The organism is Catellatospora coxensis (assembly GCF_016862635.1).
Lineage (GTDB): Bacteria > Actinomycetota > Actinomycetes > Mycobacteriales > Micromonosporaceae > Catellatospora > Catellatospora coxensis.
In genome coordinates this window covers 60487-85550 of record NZ_BONI01000017.1, presented here as the reverse complement: position 1 = coordinate 85550, position 25064 = coordinate 60487, and the positions used below count along the sequence as shown (strand labels likewise).

The following is a 25064-nucleotide window of genomic DNA, read 5'->3' as shown; positions in this document are numbered from 1 at the left end:
AACCTGCCTCGGCAGCTCGGATAGACATCAAGGAGCACCAATGCCCACGCCCACCAAGGGTCCCCGCCTCGGGGGCAGCCCCGCGCACGAGCAGCTGATCCTGGCCAACCTGGCCCAGTCGCTGTTCAAGCACGGCCGCATCACCACCACCGAGACGAAGGCCAAGCGGCTGCGCCCGCTGGCCGAGCGCCTCATCACCAAGGCCAAGCGGGACGACCTGGCGGCTCGCCGCGAGGTTCGCAAGTCGATCCCCGAGCGGGACGTCTTCGTGGCCCTGTTCGAGCAGATCGCCCCGCGCTTCGCGAACCGCAACGGTGGCTACACGCGGATCGTGAAGACCGGCCCGCGCAAGGGTGACGCCGCTCCGATGGCGATCATCGAGCTGGTCGAGGAGCTCGAGGTGGCGGCGCCCGCGGCGCCGGCGAAGGCTGCCAAGGCCCAGGCCAAGAAGGCCGCTCAGGAGGACAAGGTCGCCGTCCTGTCCGGCGAGGCCGGCGAGGCCGACGAGGCCGCTGACAAGGCCTGAGTTTCACCGGTCGGAGCTCCTCTCCCGCTGCTCGCGCAGCCGGGAGGGGAGCTTCGCCGTTTGCGCGGGCACTCGCCCGTGTGCATGAGGAGGAGTGGGAGATGGCGCGGGTACGGCTGGACGTCGGTTACGACGGCACGGACTTCTCCGGCTGGGCGGCGCAGCCGGGGCGGCGTACGGTCGCCGGGGTGCTGCTGGCCGAGATGGAGAAGGTGTTCGGGCCGGGCAACCCGACGGGCCTGACCGTGGCCGGCCGCACCGACGCCGGGGTGCACGCGACCGGCCAGGTGTGCCACGTCGACCTGCCCGACGAGCGCTGGCAGGCGCTCGCGCCCTCGCTGGTGCGCCGGCTGGCCGGGCTGCTGCCCGGGGACGTGCGGGTGTGGTCGGCCCGCGAGGCGCCGCCGACGTTCGACGCGCGTTTCTCGGCGCTGTGGCGGCGCTACGAGTACCGGGTCGTCGACAGCGAGGCGGGTCCGAGCCCGCTGCGCCGCCGCGACACCCTGTTCTGGCTGCGCCCGCTGGACCTGGACCGGCTCAACGCGGCCGCCGCGGGCCTGTGCGGGGAGCACGACTTCGCCGCGTTCTGCAAGCGCAAGGAGCACGCGACCACGATCCGGCACATCACCAGGATGTCCTGGCGGCGCGAGGCCGACGGGGTGCTGGCCGCGACGGTGCAGGCCGACGCCTTCTGCCAGGCGATGGTGCGCAGCCTGGTCGGCGCGATGCTGACGGCCGGCGACGGCCGCCGGGAGCCGGACTGGCCCGCGTCCCTGCTCACCCGCACCGAGCGGGTCAGCGACGTGCTGGTCGCCCCGCCGCACGGGCTGAACCTGGTCGCGGTGGGCTACCCGGACGAGGCGGAGTTCGCGGCCCGTGCCGAGCAGACCCGCAACCTGCGCGGCGTGCCCGCCGGCCGTCGCCTGGCGGAGCCGGCCTGACGCCATCCCGCCGTTCCCGCCATGATCGCCGCATTCGCACAGCTAGCGGCACCAGGACGTTAAGAAGGGCACCTTCTACAACGCGGAGCGTTGTGAAGGTGCCCTTCCTTTGTTCGGTCAGCTGGCGGCGGGGGTGGGGGTGCCGCTGGCGGTGACGGGGTCGCTGGCGCGTTCCTCGAGGACCTTGCCGCGCAGGTAGAACTCGATCACGTCGAAGAGGATCTGCTTGGCGAACGGGTCGCCGATCGGGATCTCGCCGCCGTCGGACCGGGCGATCACGCAGTAGACCAGGTAGTGGCCGCGGATGTTCCAGCCCGCGTGGGTCGAGGCCAGGGCCAGCGGCTTGGTGATGCTCTTCTTCTCCTGGCGGTCGGGGGCGTAGCCGAGGAAGCGCCCCTTGCCCTCGTCGACGATCGGCTTGATCGCCTCGTACGCCTTCTCCGCGTTGGCGACCGTGTCCAGGTTCACGATGCCGCCGGTGACCAGGTAGGCGCCGTTGGGGGAGCGCATGGTGCCGCGGACCACCTGGGAGCAGCCCAGCTTCGTGACCAGTTTGCTGATCTCGCCGCTGGCGGCGGCGCGGCAGTCGGTGAGCACCTGCGGCTTGATGACCGTGTACACCTCGGTCGGCTTGTTCGGGTCGATGACGATCTGCTTGCCGGGGAAGACCTCGGCCGCGGTGAGCGGCTTCGGGTCGACCTCGCGGGACGTGATGTCGACGGGCGTGGCGGTCGGTGGCGGCGAGGTGTTGGCCTGCGCGCCGGTGCCCTGCTTCTCGTCCAGCACCATCAGGAAGGAGCCGACGCCGCACACGGTCAGCACGGCCAGCACGCCCAGCACGCTCAGCGCCTTCTTCCAGCGCCCGGACATGTTCGGGTTCACCGCGAGCCGCTGCCAGCCGGCGGCGACGCCGGGCTCGCCCGCGGCGGCCGGACGCGGCCCGGTGCGGCGCGGCGGCGGCGGTGGGGGCGGCGGCGCGACCGTGGGCCGGGTGGGCGGCGGCGGCACGACCCGCACCGGCATCGCCGGGTTGGGCGCGGTGCGCGGCGGCATGCCGGGGGGCATCCCGCCGCCGGGGGAGACCGGGGTCGCGGGCGGCGCGGAACGCTGACGCGGCTCGGCGACGTTGCGGCGCGGCGGGGCGGCTGCGGGGCCGCCTGGCGCGAATCCACGGCGCATGGTGGGCGGAGGGTCCTCGACGCCCCGCGGACGCGCCAGGGCGCCGTTACGGGCACCGGGCGGTTCCCCCGGCACGTTGCGCCGGGGCGGTTCGCCGGTGCGCGGCTCGCCGCGGCGCGGCGGCTCGTATCCGTTCGGCGCGGCGGGAGTGCGCGGACCCGGGGACTGGCCGGGGCCCGACCCGCGGGAGGGCTGCGGCGGCGGCACGGGCCGGCCGCCCGCCCGGCCGGGCGGGACACCGGGATGCTCGTGCGGGGGCTTGCGCTCCTGGAAGCCGTTGAAGCGGTCCGAGGTCTGCGGCGGCTCGGGTGCGCGGCGTCGGCCTGTTCCTGCGGCGGCTCCTGTCCGGCTTGGTGACTCAGAGTCATGGGCACTGTCGCGTAGTGACCCGTGCCGACCGGCGCCCGTGTCCCCGGGTAAGCGGGGACCGGGCGTGTCTCGGTCGCGCGGGTCACGACGGGAAGATGGCGGCCAGTCCCCCGAACCGGTGCCGTAGCCGTGAGCCATGTCGCACAGCGTAATGGACGACACAGTCGCCAATAACCCTGCGGCCGGTGAGTCCGTCCGTTCGGGGGAGAATGTGCGGGTGGGCGAGCATTACTTCACTGCGGAGCCGGGCGCGTCGGCGCGCCCGCACGAGGTCGTTTTCAACATCGAGGGCCGCGAGTACGACCTGGTGGCGGCGGGTGGAGTGTTCTCCGCGACGCGGCTCGACCCGGGCACGACCGTGCTGCTGAAGAAGGGTCCGCTGCCCGGCGCGGAGATCACCGGAAACTTTCTGGACCTCGGGTGCGGCTACGGCCCGATCACCATGGTCCTGGCCGGCCGCGCGCCGTCGGCGCAGGTGTGGGCCGTCGACGTCAACGCGCGGGCGCGGGAGCTGACCGAGGAGAACGCCCGGCGGCTGAAGGTCGCCGACCGGGTGCATGTCGCCGACCCCGACGGGGTGCCGGCCGACGTCGAGTTCGCGCAGATCTGGTCCAACCCGCCGATCCGGATCGGCAAGGAGGAGCTGCACCAGCTGCTGCTGCGCTGGCTGCCCCGGCTCGCCCCGGACGGCACGGCGTGGCTGGTCGTCGCCAAGCACAAGGGCGCGGACTCGCTGCAGCAGTGGCTGGGCGAGCAGGGCTGGCAGGCCGACCGGCACGCCAGCGGCTCGGGGTTCCGGGTGCTGAAAGTGACTCGCCCCCGCCCGGCCTGATCAGGCACTATTCCGGCGTGGGATATGTGGATGTGGCCGGCGTGGCGTACACGCTGCCGGACGGGCGCGAACTCTTCTCCGACGTGTCGTTCCGCGTCGGCGAGGGGGCCAAGGTGGCGCTGGTCGGCCCGAACGGGGCCGGCAAGACGACGCTGCTGCGCATGGTCTCCGGCGACCTGCCGGTGCCCACGGGCGCCGTCGCGCGCTCTGGCGGCCTCGGGGTGATGCGCCAGTTCATCGGCATGCTCGGGTCCTCGGCCGCGACCGGGGTGCCCGGCGGGGCCGAGATGACGCTCGCCGAGATGGCCCTCGGGCTGGTCGAGCCGCGCCTGCAGGCCGCGGGCGCGCGCCTGGTCAAGGCCGAGCAGGCGATGCGGGTGGCCGACTCGCGCGGCAAGCTCACCAGCAGCGCCCAGCAGGCGCAGCTGCACTACGCCGAGGCGCTGTCGGCGTACGGGGAGGCCGGCGGCTACGAGGCCGAGGTGCTGTTCGACACCGTCGCCACGCTGATCCTGAACCTGTCCTGGGACGAGTGCCGGGACCGGCCGGTCCGCACCCTGTCCGGCGGCCAGCAGAAACGCTTCGCGCTGGAGCTGTTGCTACGCGGCACGGACGAGGTGCTGCTGCTCGACGAGCCGGACAACTTCCTCGACGTGCCCGCCAAACGCTGGCTGGAGCAGCGGCTGCGCGAGTCGAAGAAGTCCGTGCTGTACGTCTCGCACGACCGGGAGCTGCTCAACCAGACCGCCGACCGGGTGGTCGCGGTCGAGGGCGGCAGCGCCTGGACGCACGTCGGCTCGTTCGCGTCGTGGCACGAGGCGCGGGGCGCCCGGCACGACAGCATGGAGGAGCGCCGCCGCCGCTGGGACGAGGAGCACGAGAAGCTGCGCGCGCTGATGCTGATGTACAAGCAGAAGTCGGCGTACAACGACGGGCTGGCCTCGCGGTATCAGGCGGCGCAGACCCGGCTGCGCAAGTTCGAGGAGGCCGGCCCGCCGCCGCTGCCGCCCAAGGACCAGCAGATCCAGATGCGGCTCAAGGGCTCCCGCACCGGCAAGCGCGCCGTCATCTGCGAGCAGCTGGAGCTGGAGAACCTCACCTTCCCGTTCGATCTCGAACTTTGGTACGGCGACCGGCTCGCCGTGCTCGGCGCGAACGGCACCGGCAAGTCGCACTTCCTGCGGCTGCTCGCGCAGCAGGCGCACGGTGGCGGCGAGGACGCCGGGCGCTCGGCCGACGGCGCGGTGCACGCGAACGTCAAGCACAGCGGTGTCGCCCGGCTCGGCGCGCGGGTCGTGCCCGGCCACTTCTCGCAGACCCACGACCGGCCCGACCTGGCCGGCAAGGAGCTGATCGACATTCTGTGGCGCGGCGACACGCACCGGCCGTCGCTGGCCCGCGAGGCCGCGTACAAGGTGCTCGACCGCTACGAGCTGGCGAAGCAGGCCGAGCAGCGCTTCGGCACGCTGTCCGGCGGCCAGCAGGCCCGCTTCCTGGTGCTGCTGCTGGAGCTGAGCGGCGTCACCCTGCTGCTGCTCGACGAGCCCACCGACAACCTCGACCTGGCCAGTGCCGAAGCCCTGGAACAGGGTTTAGACGGCTTCGAGGGCACTGTCGTCGCGGTCACCCACGACCGCTGGTTCACCCGCGGCTTCGACCGCTTCCTGCTGTTCCAGGCCGACGGCGAGGTCGTCGAGACCCCCGAGCCGGTGTGGGACGTGCGCTAGCGCGCAGTCAGGTGGAAGGCGCGGCGATAGGTGCGCGGGGGCACGCCGCGGCGGCGGGTGAAGTGTTCGCGCAGGATGGCCGCCGAGGTGAAGCCGACCCGGCGGGCCACCGCCTCGACCGGCAGGTCGGTGGTCTCCAGCAGCTCCTCGGCGCTGTTCAGCCGCTGCGCGAGCAGCCAGGCGTGCGGCGTGGAGCCGGTGGCGTCGGCGAACCGGCGCAGGAAGGTGCGCCGGCTGGCCAGCGCGCGGGCGGCCAGTTCGTCGACGGTCAGCCGCCGGTGCAGGTTGTCCCGCGCCCAGGCCAGCACCGCGCCGAGCCGTTCGTCGTCCGCGCCGTCGGGCACGGGCGCTGCCATGTACTGCGCCTGGCCGCCCTCGCGGTGCGGTGGGATCACCATCTCCCGGGCGATCTCGTTCGCGGCCGCGGCGCCGTGCTCGCGGCGGACCAGGTGCAGGCACATGTCCGCCCCGGCGGCCGCGCCCGCGCCCGTGACGACGGAGCCCTCGTCCACGTAGAGCACGTCGGAGGCGAGCCGCACCGCCGGGAACCGGGCGGCGAAGTCGGCGGCGAAGCGCCAGTGGGTCGTGGCCCGCCGCCCGTCGAGCAGACCCGCTCCGGCCAGCGTGTACGCCCCGACGCAATGCGCGGCGACGATCGCGCCCCGGGCGTACGCCGCCTGGAGCGCCGCCACGGCCGACGCCGCCGGGGCTTCCCGGAATCGACCGCCCGGCAGGGCCAGCACCAGGTCGGCGGTAGCCAGCCGGTCGAGCCCGTCGTCCACGCGTACGTCGAGTCCGAGGTCGGTGCGCAGCGGGCCGGGCACGTCGGTGCAGACCGCGAAGTCGAAGCGCCCGGCGAAGACCTCGCCGACCAGCCCGAGCGAGAACGCCAGCACGCCCTGGGGCGCGTACGCCGCCACCGACCGGAAAGTCACGCCGGTGATGATGGCACGTTTCCTGCGATCGATGGCATCCGTGCCACTCGTCATGATCGTCTACGGCCGACAGGATCATCCGCATGAGTGACGCACCCCGCGGCCGCAGCGCCGTTCTCCACATCCTGGCCACCGGATACACCAGCTCGACCGGCCCCGGCGTGGCCGCGACCGTCTCTCTGGTGCGCGACGGCGACCTGCGCATCGTGTTCGACCCGGGCATGGTCGCGCACCCGTCGGTCATCCTCGACGCGCTGGCGGCGCTCGGCCTGTCGGCGGCGGACGTCACCGACGTCGTGCTCAGCCACCACCACCCGGACAACATCATGAACGCGGGCCTGTTCGCCACGGCGCGGATGCACGACCACAAGGCGATCTACCGGGGTCACGAGTGGACCGACCGGGACGCCGAGGGCTACGCGTTCACCGACTCGATCCGGCTGATCAGCACGCCGGGGCACAGCCACGAGGACATCACCCTGCTCGCGGGCACCGTGGACGGCGTCGTGGCGCTCGCCGGCGACCTTTGGTGGCGGGCCGACGGCCCCGCCGACGACCCGGTCTCGCCGGACCGCGCCCAGCTGCGCGCCAGCCGGAAGCGGGTGCTCGCCGTCGCCGACCTGGTTGTGCCCGGTCACGGTGCGCCGTTCGTGCCGAGCGACGCCACGCCCCGCTAGCCCACCCGCCGGGCCGACGGTCGGTCCGGGCCGGGCTCCCACGGGTGGGACCTACCTCCCGACCGACTTTGCTCTGCACCCAAAGCCTTGCTCTGCACCCATCCGCGCAACAGCCGTATGCCCGTTGCGTCATCGGGTGCAGAGCAAGCGAATGGGTGCAGAGCAAATGCGTTCGAAGGGGGTCGCAGTGTCGGCTACGGCATCCCGATTCCCTGCTGCAAGCCGCAGGTCAGCTCAAACCGTTGTGGATCGCGGTGGTGAGCTCGCCCGTGGCGGTGTCGCCGTCGAGGGACCAGGCCATGGTGCCGCCGAGGCCGTTGGCCTTGACGTACGCCGTTTTCTGGGCGATGACCTGCGGGGTGTCGTAGGACCACAGGGCGCTGCCGCCGTACTTCCAGGCCGCGCCCGCGACCGGGTCGTAGTAGACCGTGCCCTGCTTGGCGATGACCTTCTTGTAGTCGTCGACGCCGTCCTCGTAGGTGCCCCGGGCCGGACCGCTCGCGGGCTGGTAGAGGCCGTTGCCGACGCTGCCGACGCCGGTCCAGCCGCGGCCGTAGTACGGGATGCCGATCACGATCTTGTTGGCCGGAGCGCCCTGGGCGAGGTAGGTGTCCACGGCCAGGTCCACGCTGAACGGCGACGACGGGGTGGTGTACAGGTTCGCCTGGTGCCCGGTCACCGGGTTCCACGCGCCGACCAGGTCGTATCCCTGCACCGTGGCGAAGTCGAGCTGGGAGAACAGCTGCGCGGTCTCGATCCCGGCGTTGATCTTCGCGGGATCGGCGGGCAGGAACGCGGTGAGCTGGTAGGTCCGGCCGACCTGCGCGCCGTACGCGTTGAGCTGGTTGCGGAACTCGGCGGCCAGCAGGGTGTAGTTCTGCTTGTCCTCGGGCCGCACCACGTTGCCGACCTCGCCCTCCGAGGCGGGCCACTCCCAGTCCAGGTCGAACCCGTCGAACACGCCGAAGGCGCTGCCCGTCCCGCCGTGCGGCGAGGTGCCGATGAAGGGCAGGTTGCCCTTGATGAACATGTCGATGCAGCTGGCCACCATCGCCTGGCGCGAGGCCGGGGTCAGCGCGGCGTTCGACAGGTACTTCGACCAGGTCCAGCCGCCCACCGACAGCAGCACCTTCAGGTGCGGGTACATCGCCTTGAGCTTGCGCAGCTGGTGGAAGTTGCCGGCCAGCGGCTGGCTCACCACGTCGCCGACCCCGTCGACGGACTCGCCGGCCTTGAAGCGCTTCTGGTAGTCGGCCCAGGCGTCGCCGACTCCGGCCTCGTTCGCCTCGAAGCAGCGGCCGTCGGCGCCGACGTTGGCGAACGCGTAGTTGATGTGCGTCAGTTTCGCGGCCATCCCCGACGTGTGCAGGTTCTTCACGAGGAAGTTGCGGCGGTAGATGCCCCACTGGACGAAGTAGCCGACCTTGACGTAGCCGGCGGCCGCGGCGGCGGCCCCTTCGGCGACGGGGGTGGACGCGGCTTGAGCTGGTACGGCGGCTGCCGCGACGGTGCTGCCCAGGATGAGGGCGACGAGGGCGAGACGGGTTCTCATACCGATTCAAAGTAATTGTAAAGAGTTTTCACAGAATCAGTGATCTGGATGAGGCGATGTAGACGGCGGCTGTCACGGAGGGGCTTGTCCCATTCACCGATGAGAATCGATAGGGTATGGCCATGGCGCTGGGGAGACTCCATCTGATCACCGACAGCCGGCCCGGCCGGGACCCGATCGCACTGGTCCGGGCCGCGCTCAACGTGGCCACACCCGACCTGGTCGTCCAGTTCCGGCCGGCGGACGACTGGACCGACCGGCTCGCGTACGAGCTGGCCAACCAGATCGTCGCGCTGTGCCGCCCGGTCGGGGTTCCGGTGCTGGTCAACGACCGGCTGCACGTCGCGCTCGCCGCCGGGGCCGCGGGTGGCCACGTCGGTGCGGACGACCTGCCCGTGCCGGCGGCCCGGCGGCTGCTCGGCCCGGCCGCGGTGCTCGGCGCGACGTCCCGGCTGCCCGCGACCGCCCTGCGCGCGGTCGGCGACGGGGCCGACTACCTGGGCGTGGGCCCCTGCTACGCGACGTCCACGAAGGACGGGCTGCCGGTGTCCATCGGCCCCGAGGGCCTGCGCGCGGTGGCGCGCCAGGTCGCCGGCACCCCGATCATCGCGATCGGCGGCATCACCGCGGCGCGTGTGCCCGACCTGCTCGCCGCCGGAGCCCATGGCGTGGCCGTCATCGGCGCGGTCTCCGACGCCGCCGACCCGTCCCGCGCCGTCGCGGAACTGCTCGCGGCCGTCGCGCGCTGACCCGTTCCCGATCGTCGGCAGTTTCGGGGAAACTGCGCGTTTCCGCCGTCGGGAAGCGACGGTTTCTCCGAAACTGCAACCGCCGACGGGGGTGTCCGGGGCGGGCGGCGGGTGTGGTGAGGGTCGCGCTGGGCGACGGACGGGTTGCCTCAGGGTGCGCGCGGGGTTACGCTCCCGACAGTCGTCACGGACGGCAACACACGCGTAACACGTGAACCACATCGAACCAAGAACCCCACGGGAGCCCGGTGAACCGGGCTGAGAGGGGAGCTGATTCTCGCTCCCGACCGTAGAACCTGATCCGGGTAATGCCGGCGCAGGGAGGAGGCCGCGGTGGCACCCCTTTCCGTATCCGTCGTCGGCGGCGGCGTCATCGGGCTCAGCATCGCCTGGCAGTGCGCCCGGCGCGGGCACGCCGTCACCGTGTACGACCCGGATCCCGGCCGCGGCGCGTCACACGTCGCCGCCGGCATGCTGGCCCCGGTCGGCGAGTCCTATTTCGGCGAACGCGAGCTGACCGACCTGCTGCTCGAATGCGCCCGGCGCTGGCCGGTGTACGCGGCGGAGCTGGCGGCGGCGAGCGGGCACGAGCTGGGGCACCGGACCGAGGGCACGCTGCAGGTCGGGCTGACCGCGGACGACCTCGCCGAACTGCGCCGGCTGTGGACCCACCAGCGGCAACTGGGCGCGGAAGTGGTCGCGCTGGACGGCGACCGGCTGCGCGAGCGGGAGCCGCTGCTGCACCCCCGGGCGCGGGGCGTGCTCGTCGAGTCCGACCACCAGGTCGATCCGCGCCGGGTGGTGGCCGCGTTGCGGGAGCTGGTGCCGGTGCGCCAGGAGGCCGTACGCAGGCTGTCCGATCTGGGGGCCGACGTCGTCGTGCTCGCCGCGGGCTGTGCCAGCGCCGCGCTCGGCGGGCTGCCGGTGCGGCCGGTGCAGGGCGCGATCCTGCGACTGCGCGGCCAGGCCGCGCCCCGCCACGTCATCCGGGGGTACGCCGACGGCCGCGCCGTCTACCTGGTGCCCCGCCGCGACGGCGAGGTGCTGGTCGGGGCGACCGTCGAGGAACGGGCCGACGGCCACGCCACCGCGGGCGGCGTACGCGACCTGCTGCGTGCCGCCACCGACCTGGTGCCGGAGCTGGCCGAGCACGCGCTGGTCGAGGTGTCGGTGGGGCAGCGCCCCGGCACCGCCGACAACGGACCGATCGTGGGCGAGCTGGCACCAGGCGTGCTGGTCGCCACGGGGCACTACCGGCACGGCGTGCTGGCCGCCCCGTACACCGCACAGGCCGTCGCCGACCTGGTCGACGGCGGCTCGCTGCCCCCGCTCTGGGAACCCTTCACCCCGCAACGCCTGACCGCCGGAGGACTCGGATGATCACCGTGGTCGTGAACGACGCGCCCCGCCCCACCCGGCGCGGCGAGACCATCGCCGACCTGCTGGCCGTGCTCGACGTGCCGTCCCGCGGCGTCGCGGTCGCGGTCAACGGCGAGGTGGTGCGCCGCGCCGACTGGCCCGCGCACCGGCTGCTCGACGGGGACCGGGTCGAGGTCCTCACCGCGGCCCAGGGCGGCTGACCGGCATGGACGACAGGTTCCTGCTCGGCGGTGTCGAGTTCGGCTCCCGGCTCATCCTCGGCACCGGCGGGGCGAGCAGCCTCCAGGCGCTGGAACAGGCGCTGCTCGCGGGCGGCGCCGAGCTGGTCACCGTCGCGCTGCGGCGGGTCGACCCGAACACCCCGGCCGGGCTGCTCGACGTGCTGGAGCGCTGCGGCGTACGGCTGCTGCCCAACACGGCGGGCTGCTACACGGCCGCCGACGCGGTGCGCACCGCGCACCTGGCCCGCGACGCGTTCGACACCGACTGGATCAAGCTGGAGGTGATCGGGGACGAGCGCACGCTGCTGCCCGACGCCGTCGAGCTGCTGCGGGCGGCCGAGCGGCTGGTCGACGACGGGTTCACCGTGCTGCCGTACACCACCGACGATCCGGTGCTGGCCCGGCGGCTGGCCGACCTGGGCTGCGCCGCGGTGATGCCCGCGGGCGCGCCGATCGGGTCGGGGCTGGGCATCTCGAACCCGCATCACATCGAGCTGATCCGGGAGGCCGTACGCTGCCCGGTCATCCTCGACGCCGGGATCGGCACCGCCAGCGACGCCGCCCGCGCCATGGAGCTGGGCTGCGACGCGGTCCTGCTGGCCAGCGCGGTGACCAGGGCCGCCGACCCGGTGGCGATGGCCACCGCGATGCGGCACGCCGTCGTCGCGGGACGCCTCGCGGCGCAGGCCGGGCGCATCCCGGTACGCCGCCACGCACTCGCCTCCACGCCGGCCGAAGGGCTGGCGGCATGGTGACCGGGCGGCCTTCCGCGCCTCCCGGTGACGTGGTCTCCGCGCCGGAGCGTGGACAGACCCGTGCCGCCGCCCGGCCGGGCGAGGTGACGGGGGAGTCCGGGCCGGGCGGCGGCACGCCCTCCCGCGAGGTGCGCGGCGTCGTCGTGGTGACCGACCGCCGCCAGGCGGCCCGGCCGCTGGTGGACGTGGTCGCCGGGACCGTGACCGGGGGCGCGCGGATCGTGCTGCTGCGGGAGAAGGACCTGCCGCGCGGGCAGCGGCTGCGGCTCGCGGCGGCGCTGCGGGAGCTGCTGCGCCCGGTCGGCGGGCTGCTCATCGTGGCCGGGCAGGACACCCTCGACGGGGAGGCGCTGCACCTGCGCGCGGGCGCGATCGCCCCGCTCGGGCGGCCCCGGCTGCTCGGCCGCTCGTGCCACGGCGAGGCGGAGCTCGACCGGCTGTCCACCGAGGACTACGTGACGCTGTCACCGGTGTTCCCCAGCCTCAGCAAGCCGGGCTACGGCCCGCCGCTCGAACCCGCCGGGCTGCGCCGCCTGGCCGCCCGCGCGGGCCGTGCGGTGCTGGCCCTGGGCGGAGTCGAGACCCCCGAACAGGCCGCGGCCTGCCACGACGCCGGGGTCGCCGGGGTCGCGGTGATGGGCGCGCTGATGCGGGCGGCCGACCCCGCGCAGGCGTACGCGCGGCTGCGTGCCGCTTGGGACGGCGTGTGCGACGGATCATCCCGCGACAGCGGGAGAGTGCTGGCATGAGCGAACGCAGTGAGCGAATCAGCAGCCTCGGCGATGCCGCGGCCGAGCGTGGTGAGGAGGCGGCATGAGCGGACACACCACCCCCTTTCTGGCTCTCACCATCGCCGGCTCGGACAGCAGCGGCGGTGCGGGCATCCAGGCGGACCTGAAGACCTTCGCCGCGCTGGACTGCTACGGCGCGAGCGTCATCACGGCGGTGACCTCGCAGAACACCAAAGTCATCACGGACGTGCACCCGATGCCGGCCACCGTGGTCGCCGCGCAGCTCGGCGCGGTCCTCGACGACATGCCGGTGGCCGCGGTGAAGGTCGGCATGGTGGCCAGCGGGGAGATCGCGGCGACCATCCGGGCCCGCGCGCGCAACGGCGAGCTGCCGAAGCTGGTGCTGGACCCGGTGCTGACCGCGTCGACGGGGCGGCGGCTCGGCGTCGTCAGCGCGATCGAGCGGCTGCTGCCGTACGCGACGGTGGTGACCCCCAACATCGACGAGGCGTCGGCCCTGCTCGGCTGGCCGGTCAGCACCCCCGCGGACATGGCCGGCGCGGCGGCGCAGCTGGCCTCGCACGGCCCGACGTGCGTCGTGGTCACCGGCGGCGACCTGGGCGGCGCGGAGGTCGTGGACGCGGTGTGGACCGCCAACGGGGCGCGTTTCCTGCGCTCGCCCCGCGTGGAGACGCCGAACGACCACGGCACGGGCTGCACCTTCTCGGCGGCGATCGCGGCCCGGCTGGCGCACGGCTACCCGGTCGACGACTCGATCGCCTACGCGAACCGCTACGTCCGCTCGGCGCTGCTGGCGGCGCAGGACTGGCGGCTCGGCAGCGGAGCCGGTCCGCTGAACCATTTCCCACGCCTGTAGCACAAGGAGGCAGCATGAGGCGCAAGGTCTACGTACCGGGGTCCCGCCCCGACATCCAGGTGCCGTTCGCCGAGGTCGACCTTACCGACGGCAGCACCCCGGTCCGGCTGTACGACACGTCCGGCCCAGGGGTCTTCGACAACCTGCCGCGGGTGGACTGGGTGACTGACCGAAAGCTCCACGGCGCGCCGGTGACCCAGCTCGGCTGCGCCCGCGCCGGGATCATCACGCCGGAGATGGAGTACGTGGCCCTGCGCGAGGGCGTCACCCCCGAGCTGATGCGCGACGAGATCGCGGCGGGCCGGGCCGTGCTGCCCGCGAACGTCAACCACCCCGAGATCGAGCCGATGATCATCGGTAAGGCCTTCCTGGTGAAGGTCAACGCCAACATCGGCACCTCCGCGGTCACCTCCGACGTGGCGGAGGAGGTGGAGAAGCTGACCTGGGCCACCCGATGGGGCGCGGACACCGTGATGGACCTGTCCACCGGCCCGCGCATCCACGAGACCCGGGAAGCGATCATGCGCAACTCGGCGGTGCCGATCGGCACCGTGCCGATCTACCAGGCGCTGGAGAAGGTCAAGGGCGATCCGCTCAAGCTGACCTGGGAGATCTACCGCGAGACCATCATCGAGCAGGCCGAGCAGGGCGTGGACTACATGACCGTGCACGCGGGCGTGTTGCTGCGCTACGTGCCGCTGGCCGCCGACCGGGTCACCGGCATCGTGTCGCGCGGCGGCTCCATCATGGCGGCCTGGTGCCTGGCCAAGCACCGGGAGAACTTCCTCTACACCAACTTCGAGGAGCTCTGCGAGATCTTCGCGAAGTACGACATCACCTTCTCGCTCGGCGACGGGCTGCGGCCCGGCTCGATCGCCGACGCGAACGACGAGGCGCAGTTCGGCGAGCTGCGCACCCTCGGTGAACTGACCGAGATCGCCTGGCGGCACGACGTGCAGGTGATGGTCGAGGGGCCGGGGCACGTGCCCATGCACAAGATCAAGGAGAACGTGGACCTGCAGCAGGAGGTGTGCCACGAGGCGCCCTTCTACACGCTCGGCCCGCTGACCACCGACATCGCCCCGGCCTACGACCACATCACCAGCGCCATCGGCGCCGCGATGATCGCCATGTACGGCACCGCGATGCTCTGCTACGTCACGCCGAAGGAGCACCTCGGGCTGCCGGACCGCAACGACGTGAAGGCCGGCGTGATCGCGTACAAGATCGCGGCGCACGCCGCCGACCTGGCCAAGGGGCACCCCGGCGCGCAGGCGTGGGACGACGCGCTGTCCAAGGCGCGTTTCGAGTTCCGCTGGGAGGACCAGTTCAACCTGTCCCTGGACCCGGAGACGGCCCGCTCCTATCACGACGAGACGCTGCCCGCGCCCGCCGCGAAGACCGCGCACTTCTGTTCCATGTGCGGCCCGAAGTTCTGCTCCATGCGCATCAGCCAGGAACTGAAGGAGTACGCCGCCAAGGGCATGGCGGACAAGTCCGCCGAATTCGTCGCCTCCGGCGGCCAGGTCTATCTCCCCCTGGCCTGACCGCCCGATGATCGTTCGATTTGCCTGGCACCTGTGCGTATCTTGCGACCGGATACGACCATGTGCCAGGCAAATCGGATGATCAACCGTCAGAGGACGCCGGGGCGGCGGGGGGCCAGGGCGATGATGGAGGAGGCGATGAGGCCTACGACGACGGCGATCATCGCGCCGAGGTAGGCGTCGGCCTGGTCGGTCAGGGCGCGGGAGATGCCGGGGCCGCCGATGACGTACGCCATCGCGACCGTCAGCGGCCCGATCGCCCCGGACAGCGCGATCAGCAGCCGCGACCGGCCGGCATGCCGGGCGACCAGGCCGCAGGTCAGTCCGACCAGGAGCGCGATCACCGGCAGCGAGAACGACGCCCGGGGGACCGGTTCCAGGTTGCTGACGTCGAGCACGCCCAGCCGCGTCGGGTCGTAGTACTCGCCCATCGCGTCGCGGTTGCGGCTGAACTCGGTGCTGTCCAGGTAGGACAGGATGGCCAGCAGCCAGACCGCGCCGGTGCAGGTCCACAGGTTGGCCGACAGCGGTGTCCGGCCGACCGCCAGCAGCGCCGTGAACAGGCCCGCGACGACTCCGGCGGACACCGCGATCGCGGCGGTCAGTCCCGGGTCGAACGCCGCGCTGAGCCGGGCGTACTGCGCGGGCTGCAACGTCAGCGGGAAGGCGGCCGCCGCCGCGCCCAGCGCCGCGGCCACGGCGGTGCCGATGCGCACCGCCGCGCCGATGCGGCGGCGGTCGCGCTGGGCCAGCCCGGCCGCGAAGGTCGCCCCGCCGGCCACCGCCACGATGGTGAACCACACCACCCAGGTGAGCTGCAGGTTCCAGTCGTTGTCGGTGCCCGCGACGAACTCGCGGTCCAGGCGCAGCACGTCGAGTCCATAAACGACGCCGAACTGGGCTGCCCCGACCAGCGCCGCCATGCCGAACGCCGCTGCCAGCAGCCTGCCCCAGAAACGCATCACGCGGGGACCATACGTCCGTTGGCGGTTTCAGTCCACCGGCAGCCGGTAGCCCCTTTTGACCACCGTCTGGACGAACGCGGGATCCCCCAGACCGGCACGCAGCCGGGCCACGGCCATCTCGACGGCATGCTCGTCGGCGCCGCGCGGCAGCGCGGGCAGCAGCGAGGCCCGCGAGCGCACCTTGCCCGGCATGGCGGCCAGCGCGCGCAGCACCGCCATCGGGGCCGGGGCCAGCGGCCGCAGCTCGCCGTCGACCATGGCGGCGTGCCCGCGCAGGGTCAGCTCGTGCTCGGCGACCCGGATGGTGACCGCCCGCCGGGGCAGCTCGTCGGCGATCGCGCGGACCAGCGCGCCGAGCCGGGCCCGGGCCGGCGCGATGACCGGGATGCCCTGCCTGATCAGCGGGGCGGCCGTCACCGGCCCGACGCACGCGGCGATCACGTCGGCGCGCAGCGCCTCCAGCACCGCGTCCCCGCCCGGCCCGGCGGCCGCCAGCAGCGCGCCGACGGCCGGGGCGGAGGTGAACGTGATGGCGTCGACCAGCCGGTTGGACACGAGGTCGACGAGCCGGTGCAGCGGGGCCGAGTCCAGCGGCGGCGCCCAGCGGTACACGGGCACCTCGATGACCTCGGCGCCGGCCGCCCGCAGCGACGCGCAGAACTCCGGCTGCTGGTCGCCGTGCAGCTGCACCGCCACCGTCTGCCCGCCCACGCCCCGCTTGAGCAGGTGGGCCAGGCACTCGTCGCAGCTCTCGGAGTCCGGCGACCACTGGTCGTGCAGGCCCGCGGCGCGCACCGCGCCGCGGGCCTTCGGGCCGCGGGCCACGATGTACGCCTCGGCTAGCACCGAACGCAGCGGGTCGGCCAGGCCCCAGCCCTCGGCGGCCTCCAGCCAGCCGCGCATGCCGATGCCCGTGTTGGCGACCACGATGTCGGGCGGTGTGTCCAGGCAGCGCCGGGTGGCCTCGCGCAGCTGGGAGTCGTCGTGCAGCGGCACGATGCGCAGCGCGGGGGCGATGACGACCCGCGCGCCGCGCCGCTCCAGCAGCGCGGCGAGCTCGTCGCGCCGCCGGTCGGCGGTGACCCCGACCGTGAACCCCGCCAATTCCGTCATGACACGGCCGAGCTTCGCTCCGCCGCGTCATGCCGGCTGAGCCTGCTGTTGACCTCGCTGCGCTCGGTCATGGTTTATCCACAGCCACTTCGACCGCGTCGCCGTTGCGGCGGATGGGGTACGTCGGCACGGCCACCCCGGCCACGTCCAGGCACTCGCCGGTACGCAGGTCGTAGACCTGCTTGTGCAGCGGGGACGCGACGGTCGGGGTGTCCCCGCGGGTGCCGACGATGCCGCGGGACATCACCTGCGCGCCCGCGATCGGGTCGCGGTTGCCGATGGCGAACAGCTCGCCGGAGTAGGTCCGGAAGATCGCGATCTGCACGCCGTCGACGAGCGCGGCCACGCCGCGTTCTGCCTCCAGCCGGCTGTACGAGCAGATCGCCGTCCAGGTGATGGTCAGGGTCGCCGTGGTCATCGGGCACCTCCCAGGGTTACCGGCACCGGACCCCGGGCAGGGATCTTCTGCCCGCGCTCGACCTCGAAGCTGATGTCGGGGTCGGGCGTGCCCGGCGCGTTGACGAACGAGACGAAACGTGCGAGGCGCTGCGGGTCCTGCAGCGTGGCCTGCCACTCGTCGGCGTACGACCCGACGTGGCGGGCCATCTGCGCGTCGAGCTCCTCGCACAGTCCCAGCGCGTCGTCGACGATGACGGCACGCAGGTGGTCGAGACCGCCCTCCATCGCCTCCAGCCAGGCGGCGGTGCGCTGCAGCCGGTCGGCGGTGCGGATGTAGTACATGAGGAACCGGTCGATGGTGCGGATCAGCTCCTCGGTGCTGACGTCGGTGAGGAACAGGTCCGCGTGCCGGGGCCGGAAGCCGCCGTTGCCGGCGACGTAGAGGTTCCAGCCCTTCTCCGTGGCGATGATGCCGAAGTCCTTGCTGCGGGCCTCGGCGCACTCGCGGGCGCAGCCGCTCACCGCCGACTTGAGCTTGTGCGGGGCGCGCAGGCCCCGGTAGCGCAGCTCCAGCTCGATGGCCAGGCCGACCGAGTCCTGCACGCCGTACCGGCACCAGGTTTCGCCGACGCAGCTCTTCACCGTGCGCAGCGCCTTGCCGTACGCGTGCCCGGACTCGAAGCCCGCGTCCACCAGCCGGTGCCAGATCTGCGGCAGCTGCTCCACCCGCGCGCCGAACAGGTCGATGCGCTGGCCACCCGTGATCTTCGTGTAGAGCCCGAAGTCGCGGGCCACCTCGCCGATCACGATCAGCTTCTCCGGGGTGATCTCACCGCCGGGGATGCGCGGCACCACCGAGTACGTGCCGTCGCGCTGGATGTTGGCGAGGAAGTGGTCGTTGGTGTCCTGCAGCGCGGCTTCCTCGCCGTCGAGGATGTACCCGCTGTTGGTCACGGCCAGGATCGACGCGATCGCCGGTTTGCAGATGTCGCAGCCCCGGCCGGTGCCGTGCGCGGTGACCAGCTCGCTGAACGAGCGGATGCCGCGCACCCGGATGATGTCGAACAGCTCCTGGCGTGAGTACGTGAAGTGCTCGCACAGCGCCTTGGACTGGACCACCCCGCCCGCGGCCAGCAGCTGCTTGAGCAGCGGGATGCAGGAGCCGCAGCCGGTGCCCGCCTTGGTGCACGCCTTCAGGCCCGGCACGTCGGTGCAGCCGCCGGCGATGGCGTCCGTGACGTGGTCCTTGGTCACCGCGTGGCAGGAGCACACCTGTGCGGTGCCGGGCAGCTCCGCCTTCACGGAACCGTCACCGGCCGGGGCGAGCAGCGCCAGCGGCGGTGCGGGCAGCGGCCCGCCGAGCGAGGCCCGCAGCGTCGGGTACGCGCTGGCGTCGCCGACCAGGATGCCGCCGAGCAGGGTCTTCGCGTCGTCGGTGAGCAGCAGCTTCGCGTACACGCCGGTGACCTGGTCGGTGACGACCACGTCGAGACCGTCGGCGAACGGGGCGCCGAAGCTGGCCACGTCCACGCCGAGCAGCTTGAGCTTGGTGGAGGTGTCGGGGCGGGCCATCGTCGCCTCGCCGCCGGTCAGCCGGTCGGCGACCACCTCGGCCATCGCGTACCCGGGCGCGACCAGGCCGTAGCAGACCCCGCCGGCCTCGTCGAGGGACAGGGCCGCGCACTCGCCGATCGCCCACACCGCCGGATCGGCCGTCGCGCAGGCCGCGTCGACCGTGAAGCCGCCGCGCGGGCCGCGGGCCAGGCCGGACGGCTCGGCCAGCTCGTCGCGCGGCCGGATGCCCGCCGCGACGACGACCACGTCGACGTCGAGCGAGCCGCCGTCGTTGAACAGCATCCGGCGTACGCCGTCCGCGTCGCCCTCCAGGCCCGCGCAGCCGCGCCCGGTGTGCACGGTGACGTCCAGCGCCTCGATGTGCCGCTTGAGCACCGCGCCGCCGCCCTCGTCCACCTGCAGCGGCATCAGCCGCGGCGCGAACTCGACGACGTGCGTGGTGATGCCGAGCAGCTTCAGCGCGTTCGCGGCCTCCAGGCCGAGCAGGCCACCGCCGAGCACCGCACCGACCTTGCGGCCGTCCGCGGTCGCCCAGTCCTTCAGCGCGGCCAGGTCGTCCAGGGTGCGGTAGACGAACACACCGGGCAGGTCGCTGCCCGCGATCGGGGGGACGAACGCCCGCGAGCCGGTGGCCAGCACCAGCGCGTCGTACGGCGTCTCGCCGGACGGGCTGTGCACGACCTTGCGCTCCCGGTCGATCCCGGTGACGGCCTCCTTCAGCCGCACCGTGACCCCGTCGGGCGCGCCGCCCATGTGCAGCGCCCCGGCGTCGTAGTCGTCGAACCAGGCCGACAGGCGCACCCGGTCGTACGCCGGACGGTCCTCCTCGGCCAGCACGGTCACCGACCAGCCGGGCGCCTCCCGCTCCGCGAACGCCTCCAGGAACCGCTGCGCCACCATGCCGTACCCGGCGACGACCAGCCTCTTCTTTTCGCTCATGCCGTCACCTCGCTGCGCTCGGCTCCGTCATGTTCCTCGAGCCGCATGATGAGCTCACTGCGTTCGCTCATGATCAGGACACCCCCACACTGTCTGAGGTGGACAGCCACCCGACGATGCCGTCAACCGCGTCCTTGCAGCTGCCGCAGCCGGTGGTGGCGCGAGTACGGGCGACGACGTCGTCGAGCGAGCGGGCGCCGGAGCGCCAGCAGCGCACCAGCGCGCCCTTGGTGACCGTGTTGCACTGGCACACGGTGGCGTTGTCGGGCATGAGCGCGGGCGTGGTCGTGGCGACCGGCGCCTCCACGCCGCCCAGGGACCGGCCGAGCAGCAGCGCGCGCCGGTCGCGCGGCACCACGCCCTTGCGGTCGAAGAGCTGGATGACCTGGCCGACGCTGGGGTTGTCGCCCAGCATCACCGCGCCGGTCAGCCGGTCGTCGCGGATGACCAGGCGGGCGTACGTGCCCCGGGCCGGGTCGGCGAAGCTGACGTCCTCGCAGGCGGCGTCCGGTTGCAGGCTGCCCATCGCGGCCAGGTCGATGCCGGAGGCCTTGAGCCGGGTGACCGGCGAACTCGGCACGTACACCGCGTCGGGGTCGGCTCCGGTGAGCCGGGCGGCCAGCACCTTGGCCTGCTCCCAGGCGGGCGCGACCAGCCCGCCGACGACCTCGCCGAACTGCGCGCAGTCGCCGATGGCCGAGATGCGCCGGTCGGAGGTGGCCAGGCGCTGGTCGATGACGACGCCGCGCTCCACGCGCAACCCCGCCGCGCGGGCCAGGCCGGTCTCGGCGCGTACCCCGCAGGCCACCACGAGCAGGTCGGCGCGCAGGTTGCGGTCGTTCAGCCGCAGCGTCACGCCGTTGTCGTCGGCGCTCACCCCGGTCGCCGACGACGCCAGGTGCACGGCGACGCCGTGCTCGGCGAGCGTGCGCACCAGCACCGCGCTGGCTCCCGGGTCGAGCTGGCGCTCCATCAGGTGGCCCACGCCGTGCACCACCTCGACCGCCAGGCCGCGGCCGGCCAGCCCGCGCGCGGCCTCCAGGCCGAGCAGCCCGCCGCCGAGCACGAGCGCGGTGCGCGCGCCCTGCGCGGCGTCGAGGATGCGGCGGCAGTCCGCCAGCGTCCGGAACGTGGCCACGCGCGGGTGCGGCTGCTCCAGGCCCGGGATCGGCGGCACGATCGCCTGCGACCCGGTGGCCAGCACCAGGTGGTCGTAGCCGAGCTGCTCGCCGTCGTCGAGGGTGACGGTGCGGGCGGCGCGGTCGATGCCGGTGACGGTGACTCCCGTGCGGGTCTTCACCCCGTGCCCGGCGGCCTCGGTCAGCGTGATGTCAATTTCGCCGTGCTTGCCGGCCAGCACGCTGGACAGCAGGATGCGGTTGTACGCCCGGTGCGGCTCGGCGCCGAGCACGGTCACCTCGACGCCGGACGCGGCGGACAGCTCCGTCGCCAGCCGGGCGCCGGCCATGCCGTACCCGATGACGATCACGTGGTTGGGGGAGGTGCGGGGTCGGTCGGCGGGCGGCATGGCCGAGCCATGCCGCGCGGTGGTGCCAGGGTTCATGGTGTCACCGGCTCGATTCGTACGGCACAGACCTTGAACTCCGGCATCCGTGAGATCGGGTCCAACGCGTCACCGGTGAGCGAGTTGGCCCGGCCCATGCCGGAGTAGTGGAAGGGCGCGAAGAGGGTGTCGGGTCGGATCGTGGTGACGACCCGGGCGGGCGCGATCATCTCGCCGCGGCGGCTGACCACCCGTACCGTGTCGCCGTCGTCGATGCCGAGCCGCTCGGCCAGATCCGGGTGCAGCTCGACGAAAGGCCCGCCGGGCAGCGCCGCGATGCGGCGGGTCTGCGCGCCGGACTGGTACTGCGCCAGCACCCGCCCCGTGGTGAGGTAGAGCGGGTACTCGGCGTCGATCTCCTCGGCCACCGGCCGGTGCTCCACCGCCACCATGCGGGCGCGACCGTCCGGGGTCGGGAAGCCTTCTTCGAAGAGCCGCGGCGTGCCTGCCCGGTCCGCCGCGGGGCAGGGCCAGAAAACGCCGTTCTCGGCGTCCACCCGCTCCCACGTGACGCCTGCGTAATCGGCCACCCCACCGGCGGTGGCCCGCCGCAGCTCTTCGAAGACGGCGCGCGGCTCGGCGGAGAACCCGCCGGGCTGCTCGCCTCCGGCGACGGAGCGACCGTCCCCGGTTCGGCCGAGCCGGGAGGCCAGCTCGGCCATCACCGCCAGATCCGTCCCTGTCCCTGGCGGTGGCTTGCGGAGGGCGCGGCGCCGCAGCACCCGGCCCTCCAAATTGGTCATGGTGCCGTCTTCCTCGGCCCACTGTGCCACGGGAAGCACCACATCGGCGATGGCCGCGGTCTCGCTGAGCACGAAGTCACAGACAATTAACAGATCCAGCGACCGGAGTCGTTCGGTGATCCGGGCCGCGCGGGGGGCGGACACCACCGGGTTGGAGCCGAACACCAGCATCGCCTTCGGCCCGCCGGGCTGCCCGAGCGCGTCGAGCAGCTCGTACGCGGACAGGCCGGGACCGGGCAGGCTGTCCGGGTCGACGCCCCACACGCCGGCGACGTGCGCCCGCGCGGCCGGGTCGTCGATCTTCCGGTAGCCGGGCAGCTGGTCGGCTTTCTGACCGTGCTCGCGCCCGCCCTGGCCGTTGCCCTGCCCGGTGAGGCAGCCGTACCCGGAGCCGGGCCGGCCGGGCAGCCCGAGGGCCAGCGCGAGGTTGATGAACGCGGTGACCGTGTCCACGCCCTTGGCGTGCTGCTCGGCGCCGCGCGCGGTCAGGATGATGGCGCGGTCGGCGCCCGCCAGCGCCCGCGCGGTGGCCTCCAGGTCGGCGACGGGCACCCCGGTGAGCAGCTCCACCCGGGCAGGCCAGTAACCCGCGACGGTCTGGCGGACCGCGTCCCATCCGGTGGTGCGCTCGGCCAGGTACGCCTGGTCGGCCAGGCCCTCGGCGACCACGATGTGCAGCAGGCCCAGCGCGAGAGCCAGGTCGGTGCCGGGGGTGGGCTGCAGGTGCAGGGTGGCGGCGCGCGCGGTCGGGGTGGCCCGGGGGTCCACCACGATCTGGGTGCCGCCGCGCTGGCGCTGCTCGGTGAGGTAGCGCGCGAAGGGCGGCATGGTCTCGGCGACGTTCGCGCCGATCAGCAGCAGGGTGTCGGCCTCGGCGATGTCCGCCATCGGGAACGGCAGCCCGCGGTCGATGCCGAACGCGCGGTTGCCGGCGGCCGCCGCGGAGCTCATGCAGAAGCGGCCGTTGTAGTCGATGTTGGCGGTGCGCAGCGCCACCCGGGCGAACTTGCCCAGCGCGTACGCCTTCTCGTTGGTGAGCCCGCCGCCGCCGAACACCGCGACCGCGTCGCGGCCGTGCTCGTCCTGCACCCGGCGGATGCCGTCGACGATGAAGTCGTACGCCTCGTCCCAGGTCGCGGGCTGCCCCTTGATCAGCGGGGTGGTCAGCCGTTCGGGGTGGTCCAGCAGCTCGGCCGACGTCCAGCCCTTCTGGCAGAGCCCGCCGCGGTTGGTGGGGAAGTCGCGTGCGGCGACCTCGACCCGCCCCTCCGGCGTCTCGCGCAGCGTCATCCCGCACTGCAACGCGCAATAGGGGCAGTGCGTGGCGACCTCACGCGCGGACCCGAGCACCGGCAGCGCGGTGACTCGGGTGGCGGGTGGGGCCGATGGCGTCATGTGCGAATCCTGCGGTCCCGGAGTTTCGACGCGACGTCCCTTGTGTTTCCAACCTGCTAAGAGCGGCGCACGTCCTGCGCGAAACCGCTGTTGGTGACGCCGGTCCGGCCGAAGGGTCCGCCGGAGAGGGCGTTTTTCGGGGTCAGCCGTCCAGTGATGACGATGATCGTCCGAATGGTTGATTATCCCATCCGGGCGCTTACGGTTACGATGACGTCACAGTGCGTAAAAGGGCTCAGAATGGGCTATTTTCACTCACGGATCTGGCATGAAGAACAGGATGACTCGTGGTCACACCGGGCGTAATCTAATCGGCATGACTGCCAAAGTGACGCTGTCCTTCACGGACGAGACGATTGAGGAAGCGCGCCGCTACGCCGAGCGCGACGGGCTGTCGCTGTCGGCCTGGATGGATCAGGCCGCGCGGGAGAAGGCCCTCAGGGAGTTGTTCACCGCGCACGCGGACGTGGTGCGCCGGGCCGGTGTCGACCGGCTGGAGAAGAACGCGCTGGACGATGAGCGCGAAGTCGAATTGGTACGCCTGGAACTGTCAGGACGGGGGCGGCGTGCTGCGTAGAGGCGAGATCTGGCGTATCGACGGGGCCCGGGAAAGGCTCGGCCTGGTCATCAGCTCGGACGTGTACAACAGCACCGACGTGCCGATCGTCATCGTCGCGGAGGTCGTCGAGGAGGACGAGCTCCGCGACTCGCCGCTGGCGGTGCCGATGGGCGAGCTGATCATCATGCCCGACCGGGTGTCGTCACCCATGAAGAAGTGGTTCACCGACATGGTGGACGTCGTCGACACCGACACGATGCGCAAGGTCGGCCGGGCCTTGCGCATCATCCAGGATCTCTAGCAGTCGCCGTCTTCCTTGGGGCACTGCGCCCGCATCGAGGTGTGCAGCGGAGTGAACAGCTCGGTCAGCTGCACCAGCTGCTGCGGGGTCAGCCGGTCGATGAAGATCGAGCGCACCAGCTCTACGTGATGCGGCGCGACCCGCCGGATCGTCTCCCACCCCTCGTCGGTGAGCACGGCGAACTGCCCCCGCCGATCGGACGGGCAGCTCTGCCGGCGCACCAGTCCGGCGCGCTCCATCCGGGTGATCTGGTGTGACAGCCGGCTCTTCTCCAGCAGCATCGTCTGGGCCAGCTCCGACATGCGCAGGCGCCGGTCGGGCGCCTCGGAGAGGCTCACCAGCACCCCGTAGTCGGTCCCGGAGAGGTCGTGCTGGGCCATCCCCCGCTCCAGCTCGGCCAGCACGAGCTTCGCGGTGAAGATGAAACTGCGCCACGCCTCCTGCTCCTGGTCGTTGAGCCAGGAGACCTCTTCCGTCTGCGTCGCGATGGTCACCATGCATCACACCCTAGAG

At 72.7% G+C, this 25064-nt stretch carries 24 protein-coding genes and 1 riboswitch; of the genes, 14 read left to right on the top strand and 10 right to left on the bottom strand.

The features are described from left to right. Positions 1–40 precede the first annotated feature (40 nt). Positions 41–526: a 50S ribosomal protein L17 gene (rplQ, locus tag Cco03nite_RS12465; RefSeq protein WP_203692214.1), complete on the top strand. Its 486-nt coding sequence runs from the start codon at positions 41–43 to the stop codon at positions 524–526. 101 nt (positions 527–627) lie between these two features. Then, complete coding sequence (gene truA, locus Cco03nite_RS12460) at positions 628–1467, top strand: tRNA pseudouridine(38-40) synthase TruA (protein WP_203692213.1); 840 nt, start codon at positions 628–630, stop codon at positions 1465–1467. Positions 1468–1584: 117 nt separating this feature from the next. Here truA and Cco03nite_RS12455 read toward each other — a convergent pair whose 3' ends face one another. Next, positions 1585–2646: a hypothetical protein gene (locus tag Cco03nite_RS12455; RefSeq protein ID WP_203692212.1), complete on the bottom strand. Its 1062-nt coding sequence runs from the start codon at positions 2644–2646 to the stop codon at positions 1585–1587. A 520-nt stretch (positions 2647–3166) separates the two neighbouring features. Here Cco03nite_RS12455 and Cco03nite_RS12450 point away from each other — a divergent pair. Together Cco03nite_RS12450 and Cco03nite_RS12445 are read left to right on the top strand one after the other, a co-directional pair. Next, entirely contained in the window at positions 3167–3847 is a 681-nt protein-coding gene (locus Cco03nite_RS12450) for a class I SAM-dependent methyltransferase (protein WP_203692257.1), read from the top strand. Positions 3848–3864: 17 nt separating this feature from the next. Continuing rightward, complete coding sequence (locus Cco03nite_RS12445; protein ID WP_203692211.1) at positions 3865–5574, top strand: ABC-F family ATP-binding cassette domain-containing protein; 1710 nt, start codon at positions 3865–3867, stop codon at positions 5572–5574. On the opposite strand, the gene Cco03nite_RS12440 is transcribed toward Cco03nite_RS12445, so the two are convergent. Further along, positions 5571–6509 (bottom strand): GlxA family transcriptional regulator, encoded by a 939-nt coding sequence (locus Cco03nite_RS12440; protein ID WP_203692210.1) that lies wholly within the window; start codon positions 6507–6509, stop codon positions 5571–5573. The genes Cco03nite_RS12445 and Cco03nite_RS12440 overlap by 4 nt on opposite strands. An 83-nt stretch (positions 6510–6592) precedes the next feature. On the opposite strand from Cco03nite_RS12440, the gene Cco03nite_RS12435 reads away from it, so the two are divergent. Further along, positions 6593–7186 carry an MBL fold metallo-hydrolase gene (locus Cco03nite_RS12435; protein WP_203692209.1) on the top strand — a complete coding sequence of 198 codons (594 nt, stop codon included), beginning with the start codon at positions 6593–6595 and terminating at the stop codon, positions 7184–7186. Between the two features lie 229 nt (positions 7187–7415). Here Cco03nite_RS12435 and Cco03nite_RS12430 read toward each other — a convergent pair whose 3' ends face one another. Beyond that, positions 7416–8738, bottom strand: coding sequence for a glycoside hydrolase family 18 protein (locus tag Cco03nite_RS12430; protein WP_203692208.1), 1323 nt, complete (start codon positions 8736–8738; stop codon positions 7416–7418). Between the two features lie 122 nt (positions 8739–8860). Here Cco03nite_RS12430 and thiE point away from each other — a divergent pair, with 122 nt between their 5' ends. The 7 genes from thiE to thiC all read left to right on the top strand — a co-directional run bounded on the left by thiE (position 8861) and on the right by thiC (position 14998). After that, positions 8861–9487 carry a thiamine phosphate synthase gene (thiE, locus tag Cco03nite_RS12425; RefSeq protein ID WP_239167319.1) on the top strand — a complete coding sequence of 209 codons (627 nt, stop codon included), beginning with the start codon at positions 8861–8863 and terminating at the stop codon, positions 9485–9487. A 227-nt stretch (positions 9488–9714) separates the two neighbouring features. Continuing rightward, positions 9715–9827, top strand: a riboswitch (TPP riboswitch). Next, the gene (thiO, locus tag Cco03nite_RS12420; RefSeq protein WP_203692206.1) at positions 9821–10867 is read left to right on the top strand and encodes a glycine oxidase ThiO; all 1047 of its coding nucleotides are present in this window, start codon (positions 9821–9823) and stop codon (positions 10865–10867) included. (Overlaps the previous riboswitch by 7 nt.) Beyond that, positions 10867–11067, top strand: coding sequence for a sulfur carrier protein ThiS (gene thiS, locus Cco03nite_RS12415; protein ID WP_373314232.1), 201 nt, complete (start codon positions 10867–10869; stop codon positions 11065–11067). The genes thiO and thiS overlap by 1 nt, the downstream gene beginning before the upstream one ends. A gap of 5 nt (positions 11068–11072) precedes the next feature. Further along, positions 11073–11843: a thiazole synthase gene (locus Cco03nite_RS12410; RefSeq protein WP_203692204.1), complete on the top strand. Its 771-nt coding sequence runs from the start codon at positions 11073–11075 to the stop codon at positions 11841–11843. Next, complete coding sequence (locus Cco03nite_RS12405; RefSeq protein ID WP_203692203.1) at positions 11837–12592, top strand: thiamine phosphate synthase; 756 nt, start codon at positions 11837–11839, stop codon at positions 12590–12592. The genes Cco03nite_RS12410 and Cco03nite_RS12405 overlap by 7 nt, the downstream gene beginning before the upstream one ends. Positions 12593–12656: 64 nt before the next feature. Beyond that, complete coding sequence (thiD, locus tag Cco03nite_RS12400) at positions 12657–13451, top strand: bifunctional hydroxymethylpyrimidine kinase/phosphomethylpyrimidine kinase (protein ID WP_203692202.1); 795 nt, start codon at positions 12657–12659, stop codon at positions 13449–13451. A 14-nt stretch (positions 13452–13465) separates the two neighbouring features. Further along, a complete protein-coding gene (thiC, locus tag Cco03nite_RS12395; protein WP_203692201.1) occupies positions 13466–14998 on the top strand; it encodes a phosphomethylpyrimidine synthase ThiC in 1533 nt (510 codons plus the stop codon). An 89-nt stretch (positions 14999–15087) separates the two neighbouring features. On the opposite strand, the gene Cco03nite_RS12390 is transcribed toward thiC, so the two are convergent. The 6 genes from Cco03nite_RS12390 to Cco03nite_RS12365 form a co-directional block, all read right to left on the bottom strand. Continuing rightward, on the bottom strand, positions 15088–15963 hold the full coding sequence (locus Cco03nite_RS12390; protein ID WP_203692200.1) for a hypothetical protein: 876 nt from the start codon (positions 15961–15963) through the stop codon (positions 15088–15090). Positions 15964–15990: 27 nt separating this feature from the next. Beyond that, on the bottom strand, positions 15991–17076 hold the full coding sequence (locus Cco03nite_RS12385; protein WP_203692199.1) for a uroporphyrinogen-III synthase: 1086 nt from the start codon (positions 17074–17076) through the stop codon (positions 15991–15993). 67 nt (positions 17077–17143) lie between these two features. Continuing rightward, a complete protein-coding gene (gene nirD, locus Cco03nite_RS12380; RefSeq protein ID WP_203692198.1) occupies positions 17144–17494 on the bottom strand; it encodes a nitrite reductase small subunit NirD in 351 nt (116 codons plus the stop codon). Beyond that, complete coding sequence (gene nirB / locus Cco03nite_RS12375) at positions 17491–19989, bottom strand: nitrite reductase large subunit NirB (protein ID WP_203692197.1); 2499 nt, start codon at positions 19987–19989, stop codon at positions 17491–17493. The genes nirD and nirB overlap by 4 nt, the downstream gene beginning before the upstream one ends. Positions 19990–20062: 73 nt before the next feature. Continuing rightward, positions 20063–21517 carry an FAD-dependent oxidoreductase gene (locus Cco03nite_RS12370; protein ID WP_203692256.1) on the bottom strand — a complete coding sequence of 485 codons (1455 nt, stop codon included), beginning with the start codon at positions 21515–21517 and terminating at the stop codon, positions 20063–20065. Positions 21518–21549: 32 nt separating this feature from the next. Beyond that, a complete protein-coding gene (locus Cco03nite_RS12365) occupies positions 21550–23691 on the bottom strand; it encodes a molybdopterin oxidoreductase family protein (protein WP_203692196.1) in 2142 nt (713 codons plus the stop codon). Between the two features lie 316 nt (positions 23692–24007). Between Cco03nite_RS12365 and Cco03nite_RS12360 the strand changes: the two genes are divergently transcribed. Continuing rightward, complete coding sequence (locus Cco03nite_RS12360; protein ID WP_155374111.1) at positions 24008–24268, top strand: DUF6364 family protein; 261 nt, start codon at positions 24008–24010, stop codon at positions 24266–24268. After that, positions 24258–24551 (top strand): type II toxin-antitoxin system PemK/MazF family toxin, encoded by a 294-nt coding sequence (locus Cco03nite_RS12355; protein ID WP_144121783.1) that lies wholly within the window; start codon positions 24258–24260, stop codon positions 24549–24551. Before Cco03nite_RS12360 ends, Cco03nite_RS12355 begins: the two co-directional genes overlap by 11 nt. Here the strand turns inward: Cco03nite_RS12355 and Cco03nite_RS12350 are convergent. After that, positions 24548–25048: a MarR family winged helix-turn-helix transcriptional regulator gene (locus Cco03nite_RS12350; protein ID WP_203692195.1), complete on the bottom strand. Its 501-nt coding sequence runs from the start codon at positions 25046–25048 to the stop codon at positions 24548–24550. The genes Cco03nite_RS12355 and Cco03nite_RS12350 overlap by 4 nt on opposite strands. Positions 25049–25064 lie beyond the last annotated feature (16 nt).

Bases quoted from the DNA above. Each gene is read 5' to 3' on its own strand.
- Cco03nite_RS12410 (WP_203692204.1), top strand. From the start codon at position 11,073: ATGGACGACAGGTTCCTGCTCGGCGGTGTCGAGTTCGGCTCCCGGCTC.
- Cco03nite_RS12435 (WP_203692209.1), top strand. From the start codon at position 6,593: ATGAGTGACGCACCCCGCGGCCGCAGCGCCGTTCTCCACATCCTGGCC.
- rplQ (WP_203692214.1), top strand. From the start codon at position 41: ATGCCCACGCCCACCAAGGGTCCCCGCCTCGGGGGCAGCCCCGCGCAC.
- thiD (WP_203692202.1), top strand. From the start codon at position 12,657: ATGAGCGGACACACCACCCCCTTTCTGGCTCTCACCATCGCCGGCTCG.
- thiE (WP_239167319.1), top strand. From the start codon at position 8,861: ATGGCGCTGGGGAGACTCCATCTGATCACCGACAGCCGGCCCGGCCGG.
- Cco03nite_RS12455 (WP_203692212.1), bottom strand. From the start codon at position 2,646: ATGCGCCGTGGATTCGCGCCAGGCGGCCCCGCAGCCGCCCCGCCGCGC.
- Cco03nite_RS12430 (WP_203692208.1), bottom strand. From the start codon at position 8,738: ATGAGAACCCGTCTCGCCCTCGTCGCCCTCATCCTGGGCAGCACCGTC.
- Cco03nite_RS12370 (WP_203692256.1), bottom strand. From the start codon at position 21,517: ATGCCGCCCGCCGACCGACCCCGCACCTCCCCCAACCACGTGATCGTC.
- Cco03nite_RS12385 (WP_203692199.1), bottom strand. From the start codon at position 17,076: ATGACGGAATTGGCGGGGTTCACGGTCGGGGTCACCGCCGACCGGCGG.
- Cco03nite_RS12450 (WP_203692257.1), top strand. From the start codon at position 3,167: ATGGACGACACAGTCGCCAATAACCCTGCGGCCGGTGAGTCCGTCCGT.
- thiC (WP_203692201.1), top strand. From the start codon at position 13,466: ATGAGGCGCAAGGTCTACGTACCGGGGTCCCGCCCCGACATCCAGGTG.
- truA (WP_203692213.1), top strand. From the start codon at position 628: ATGGCGCGGGTACGGCTGGACGTCGGTTACGACGGCACGGACTTCTCC.
- Cco03nite_RS12360 (WP_155374111.1), top strand. From the start codon at position 24,008: ATGACTGCCAAAGTGACGCTGTCCTTCACGGACGAGACGATTGAGGAA.
- nirD (WP_203692198.1), bottom strand. From the start codon at position 17,494: ATGACCACGGCGACCCTGACCATCACCTGGACGGCGATCTGCTCGTAC.
- Cco03nite_RS12365 (WP_203692196.1), bottom strand. From the start codon at position 23,691: ATGACGCCATCGGCCCCACCCGCCACCCGAGTCACCGCGCTGCCGGTG.
- Cco03nite_RS12405 (WP_203692203.1), top strand. From the start codon at position 11,837: ATGGTGACCGGGCGGCCTTCCGCGCCTCCCGGTGACGTGGTCTCCGCG.
- nirB (WP_203692197.1), bottom strand. From the start codon at position 19,989: ATGAGCGAAAAGAAGAGGCTGGTCGTCGCCGGGTACGGCATGGTGGCG.
- Cco03nite_RS12350 (WP_203692195.1), bottom strand. From the start codon at position 25,048: ATGGTGACCATCGCGACGCAGACGGAAGAGGTCTCCTGGCTCAACGAC.